1 protein-coding gene is annotated in these 791 nt (G+C 65.2%); it reads right to left on the bottom strand.

Features of this window, described 5'->3' with window-relative positions; translation table 11 throughout:
• On the bottom strand, window positions 1-791 hold a 791-nt coding region (locus tag ACZYOF_RS44065; RefSeq protein WP_463719632.1), incomplete at both ends, for an IS481 family transposase.

The following is a 791-nucleotide window of genomic DNA, read 5'->3' as shown; positions in this document are numbered from 1 at the left end:
TGTGGAGCCTCAAGAGGTTGTCCTCGGTGAGACCGAGTCTGCTGATCGGCGTTTGAGATTTTATACCGCCGTGAGGCCGATGCCAGTTGTATTGGTGCAGCCAGATCGGAAGCTCGTCGGCACGACGGTCGGAGGTGGGATAGGCTTGGGCATAAGCCCATTCGCGGAGCGCGGTCTGGATGAAGCGCTCGGCCTTGCCGTTGGTTTTGGGCGTGTAGGGCTTGGTGCGGATGTGCTTGAGGCCGAGGTCCCGGCACGCATCGCGAAAGGCGAAGGCCTTGTAGCAGCTGCCGTTGTCGGTCATGACGCGGGTGACGGTGACGCCGAGGCTTTTGTAATAAGCCACCGCCGCCTTGAGAAAGGGAACGGCGCTGTCGGCCGTCTCGTCGGGCTTGATCTCGGAGAAGGCGATGCGGGAGTGGTCGTCGATGCAGACGTGGACGAACTCCCAGCCGACGCCGCGGCGGTTGCTCTGGCCGGTGCGATCGCCGGTGATGCGGTGGCCGACATGCGCGAAACGGCCGAGCTTCTTGATATCGAGGTGGATCATTTCGCCGGGCGCGGCGCGTTCATAGCGCCGGGCCGGCTCGGCCGGCGCCAGGTCGCGCATCCGGTTCAATCCCAGCCGCCGCAGGACGCGGCTGACGGTCGCCGCCGAGACACCGACCTCGGCGGCGATCTGCTTGCCGGTGTGGCGCTGCCGGCGCAACGCCTCGATCATCGTGCATGTGGCGGGCGCTGTTTGGCCTGGCAATGAAAGGGGCCTTGAGGAACGGTCGCGCAACCCATTC

It is taken from the genome of Bradyrhizobium sp. LeoA1Lang (assembly GCF_055413685.1).
The sequence above is the reverse complement of the archived record's forward strand: the minus strand, read 5'-3'. Positions and strand labels throughout refer to the sequence as shown.